Below are 4,272 nucleotides of genomic sequence, written 5' to 3'. Positions count from 1 at the left end.
CGGGTCCGGCACGGGCCGGGGCGCCGCCTGCCCGGCCGGCGGGGCCGCCGGGGCCGGCCGGGTGGCGGGATTGGCGAGAACTCGCCCGCCGGAGGCGTGCATGATCCGGGGCGCAGGGGGGCACCCGATTCTCAGGTCCCGCCGCGCTCCCCCGTCGTGGCGGGGCCGCTTTCGTGTCCGGCCGCGCGGCGGGCGGCGCGGGCGTCCGTCACGTCGAGGAAGATCTGGTCGGCCTCCGGGACCAGCCGGGAGACGGACCCCTTTGATGCGTACGGCGACGAGCTCGGCCTCCTCGCTGTCCAGGCCGGGCGTCAGGTCGACGCGGGCGGCCACCAGGGTCGAGTCGGGACCGAGCTGCACGGTCAGCAGGGACTCCACGGAGCCGATCTCGGGCCGGGCCTCCAGCAGGGCGCGGATGCGGCGGCTGGACTCCTCGTCGGTGGCCTGCCCGATCGGCTGGTCGCGCGCGTCGCGGCCCAGCCGGTACGCCACGTGGACGAGCAGCGCACCGATGGCCAGCGAGGCCGACGCCTCCCCGACGATCTGCCCGGTCGCCATGTGGAGGGCCATCCCGGCCATCGCGAAGAGCACACCCAGGACGGCGGTACCGTCCTCCGCCATGACGGTGCGCAGCGCCGGGTCGCGGATCTCGGCGGAGAAGCCGCCCTGCTCGCGCACCTGGTGGAGCGCGCGCAGCAGGGACCCGCCCTCCGCGAGCAGCGCGACGAACAGGACCACGAGCCCCGTCACGTATCCGCCGTGCGACTCCGGACCCTCACTGCCCAGCGCCTCGTAACCCTGGTGGAAGGAGAAGCAGCCGCCCATCAGGAAGATGCCCACGGCGGCCAGCAGGGACCAGAAGAAGCGTTCCTTTCCGTAGCCGAAGGGGTGGCGGCTGTCGGCGGGACGCCGGCTGCGGCGCAGGGCGGCCAGCAGGAAGACCTCGTTGAGGCTGTCCGCCACCGAGTGCGCCGCCTCGGAGAGCAGAGCGGGTGATCCGGCGAGCAGGCCGCCCACGGCCTCGGCCACGGCGATGACGAGGTTGGCGGCCGGCGTCACCAGCACGGTGACCCGGGTCCGGCGGTCCGACCGGGAGGGAGACTCTTGATTCGCCTCCGCCAAATGCCCCACTCCCCCTGCCCCGCACGAGGCACCGGCGGATTCCGGGGGACCCTCACCGGGGCGCACCGGGGTACGACAAGGCGCGACGGGCACGACGGGGCACACCCGCGGAAGGAGACACCCGATGAACGACAGCGCGGCCGGCACCGGCACCGACAGCGGCACCGGGGGCAACAGCGCGTACGGCAAGAAGTCCTTCAAGAGGTCGAAGAGCCACTTCTCGGACCGGGTGACGGCCGACGGCCGCGACGGCTGGCCGGTCGAGGCCGGGCGCTACCGACTGGTCGTCAGCCGGGCCTGCCCCTGGGCGAGTCGCGCGGTGATCTCGCGGCGGCTGCTGGGACTCGAACACGCCCTGCCGATGGCGGTGACCGACCCGATCCAGGACGACCGCAGCTGGCGGTTCACGCTCGATCCGGACGGCCGCGACCCCGTGCTGGGCATCCGGTACCTCGCCGAGGCCTACGAGGCCCGGGAACCCGGGCATCCGGGCGGGGTCAGCGTGCCCGCGGTGGTGGACGTGCCCAGCGGGTGCCTGGTGACCAACGACTACCAGCAGCTCACCCTGGACCTCGCCACCGAGTGGCGGGAGCTGCACCGGGAAGGGGCGCCCGACCTCTACCCGGAGGCGCTGCGCGACGAGATCGACGAGGTCGCGGCGGAGGTGTACGAGGACGTCAACAACGGTGTGTACCGGGCCGGGTTCGCGACCGGCCAGGAGGAGTACGCGGCGGCCCACGAGGGCGTGTTCCGCCGGCTGGAGCTGCTGTCGCGGCGGCTCGCGGACCGGCGGTACCTCGTCGGGGACACGATCACGGAGGCGGACATCCGGCTGTTCACGACACTGGTGCGCTTCGACGCCGTCTACCACGGCCACTTCAAGTGCAACCGGCGGAAACTGACGGAGGACCCGGTCCTGTGGGCGTACGCCCGTGACCTCTACCAGACCCCCGGTTTCGGGGACACCGTCGACTTCGACCACATCAAGCGGCACTACTACCAGGTCCACGAGGGCATCAACCCGACCCGCATCGTGCCGCTCGGCCCCGACCTCTCCGGCTGGCTGGCGCCGCACGGCCGCGAGGACCTGGGCGGACGGCCGTTCGGGGACGGGAGCCCGCCGGGCCCCGTCCCCGCGGGGGAGGAGGTGCCCGCGGCGGGCCGGCCCTGAGGGGCGCGGCCCCGTACGGGCCGGGTGTGCGTCCCGGCGCACGACGGGCCGCGTATTCGCCGCTGAACTGGACACTCGTCTGATGTCCCGGGGAAACACGGCCGGGAACACCGACACGACCAAGAACACGAGCCGAAGGAGAGCCAGGTGCAGAAGAAGAAGCTGCCCGTCGTCTACAAGCCCATCGGGTTCCTGCTCGGCTGGACGAGCGGAACCCTCGCCGGGATGGCGTTCCAGAAGACCTGGAAGATGATCCGCCACGAGGACGACGCGCCCGACGCGCTCGACAAGGACCGCGGCTGGGGCGAGGTGCTGCTCGCCGCCGCCGTGCAGGGCGCGATCTTCGCGGTCGTGCGCAGCGCGGTGGACCGTACGGGCGCGGCGGCCATCGAGCGGTCCACCGGGGTGTGGCCCGGCGACGACAAGGGGGGCCGCGACTGACGCTCCGTACCATTCGGTACGGTTGCCTTCTTCCAGGTGGCCGACAGCGGGGGAGCCAGTCGTGACGAGCCGGCCGGCGGTGGGCGACACCGTCGAGGACTTCACCCTCCCCGACGAGACGGGCACGCCCCGGCAGCTCTCGGAGCTGCTGGGCGAAGGCCCTGTCGTCCTGTTCTTCTATCCGGCGGCACTCACCGCCGGCTGCACCGCCGAGGCGTGCCACTTCCGCGACCTGGCCGCCGAGTTCGCGGCCGCCGGGGCGCGGCCGGTGGGGATCAGCGGCGACACGGTCGAGCGCCAGCGTGAGTTCACGCGCACGCACACCCTCGGGTTCCCGCTGCTGTCCGATCCGGACGGCGCGGTCCGTGAGCGGTTCGGGGTCAGGCGCGGTCTCTCGCTGGCGCCCACCAGGCGGGTCACCTTCGTCATCGGCGAGGACCGCCGGGTGATCGAGGTGGTGCGCAGCGAGATCCGGATGAGTGCGCACGCGGACCGCGCCCTGGCGGCCCTGCGTACGCACCGCGGCTGAGAGGCCGTCGGACGGCCGTGCCTCAGCCCTGTTTGGGCGCGGTGACCCGGGTGCAGCGCACGGTGAACGAGTGGCCGGACGGGTCGGAGTAGCCCCGCTCCTCGTACGGGCCGCCCGCGTCCTTGGTCTCCAGCGGCCGCCCGCCGAGCGCGACGATCTTGCGTTCCGCCTCGTCCAGGTCCTCGACGTAGAAGTCCAGGTGGGCCTGGAGGGAGTTCTCGGGGCGCGGCCAGCTGGGCGGGGTGGCGTTCACGTCCCGCCGGAACGCCATGCGCATCCCGTCGGCTCCCTTGATCTCCACCCGGTTCGCCGTCGCGTCCGTCTCCTCGCCCTCCAGGAACTCCGCGTAGAACGCGGCGAGTTTCTCGGGTTCGGAACAGTCCAGGACCACGAACCCTGCCTTTACCAGTGCCATATCTCCTCCGAAGACCGTCCGGGCGCGAACGGCGGTCCGCCCACTGCTCCGGTCTCCTTGTACCCCGTCGGACGGCATCGGCACGTGGGATCGGCCGGCCCGCATCGCCCCGTCCGGATGTCCGGGCGGGGCATTTACTGGACAGGTGTCCATGTACAGTGGACATCCGTCCAGGAAATGCCTACGAAGGAGCCCGTCCCGATGCAGATGTTCGCCCAGGTGCTGGTCGGTCTCGTCGCCGTCCTGCACGGATACATCCTGGTGCTGGAGATGTTCCTGTGGGAGCGCAGGCCCGGACGCGGGCTGCACGGGTTCGACGCCGCGATGGCGCGGGCCACCGCCCCGCTCGCCGCCAACCAGGGGCTCTACAACGGCTTTCTCGCGGCCGGCCTCGTCTGGGGCCTGGTCGCCGACGACCCGACGGGTTTCCGCGCCCAGGTCTTCTTCCTGGTGTGCGTGGTCGTCGCGGGTGTGTACGGCGCGGTCACCGCCAACCGCCGCATCCTGTTCGCGCAGGCCCTGCCCGGCGCGCTGGCCCTGGCCGCCGTGCTCGCCGCCCGGTGACCTCCGCCTCCCGGGCCGCCGACCCCCGGG

At 72.7% G+C, this 4,272-nt stretch carries 5 protein-coding genes and 1 pseudogene; 4 read left to right on the top strand and 2 right to left on the bottom strand.

Translation table 11 applies throughout. The annotated features are described in order from the left end of the window. Positions 1-131: 131 nt before the first annotated feature. A pseudogene (locus HO151_RS02885) lies at positions 132-1,131 on the bottom strand (cation diffusion facilitator family transporter). Between the two features lie 115 nt (positions 1,132-1,246). Between HO151_RS02885 and HO151_RS02880 the strand changes: the two are divergent. The 3 genes from HO151_RS02880 (at position 1,247) to HO151_RS02870 (ending at position 3,263) form a co-directional block, all read left to right on the top strand. Continuing rightward, positions 1,247-2,293: a glutathione S-transferase family protein gene (locus tag HO151_RS02880; RefSeq protein ID WP_173894548.1), complete on the top strand. Its 1,047-nt coding sequence runs from the start codon at positions 1,247-1,249 to the stop codon at positions 2,291-2,293. A gap of 147 nt (positions 2,294-2,440) precedes the next feature. Next, positions 2,441-2,734, top strand: coding sequence for a DUF4235 domain-containing protein (locus tag HO151_RS02875; protein WP_173894547.1), 294 nt, complete (start codon positions 2,441-2,443; stop codon positions 2,732-2,734). A 61-nt stretch (positions 2,735-2,795) separates the two neighbouring features. Beyond that, on the top strand, positions 2,796-3,263 hold the full coding sequence (locus HO151_RS02870) for a peroxiredoxin (RefSeq protein WP_173894546.1): 468 nt from the start codon (positions 2,796-2,798) through the stop codon (positions 3,261-3,263). 22 nt (positions 3,264-3,285) lie between these two features. On the opposite strand, the gene HO151_RS02865 is transcribed toward HO151_RS02870, so the two are convergent. Continuing rightward, on the bottom strand, positions 3,286-3,678 hold the full coding sequence (locus tag HO151_RS02865; RefSeq protein WP_173894545.1) for a VOC family protein: 393 nt from the start codon (positions 3,676-3,678) through the stop codon (positions 3,286-3,288). A gap of 201 nt (positions 3,679-3,879) precedes the next feature. Between HO151_RS02865 and HO151_RS02860 the strand changes: the two genes are divergently transcribed. After that, positions 3,880-4,242, top strand: a complete 363-nt coding sequence (locus HO151_RS02860; RefSeq protein WP_173894544.1) for a DUF1304 domain-containing protein — start codon at positions 3,880-3,882, stop codon at positions 4,240-4,242. The last annotated feature ends 30 nt before the right edge of the window (positions 4,243-4,272 follow it).

It is taken from the genome of Streptomyces sp. 8P21H-1 (genome assembly GCF_013302945.1).
This window is presented reverse-complemented; position numbering and strand designations above follow the sequence as displayed.

Bases quoted from the DNA above. Each gene is read 5' to 3' on its own strand.
- HO151_RS02880 (WP_173894548.1), top strand. From the start codon at position 1,247: ATGAACGACAGCGCGGCCGGCACCGGCACCGACAGCGGCACCGGGGGC.
- HO151_RS02865 (WP_173894545.1), bottom strand. From the start codon at position 3,678: ATGGCACTGGTAAAGGCAGGGTTCGTGGTCCTGGACTGTTCCGAACCC.
- HO151_RS02860 (WP_173894544.1), top strand. From the start codon at position 3,880: ATGCAGATGTTCGCCCAGGTGCTGGTCGGTCTCGTCGCCGTCCTGCAC.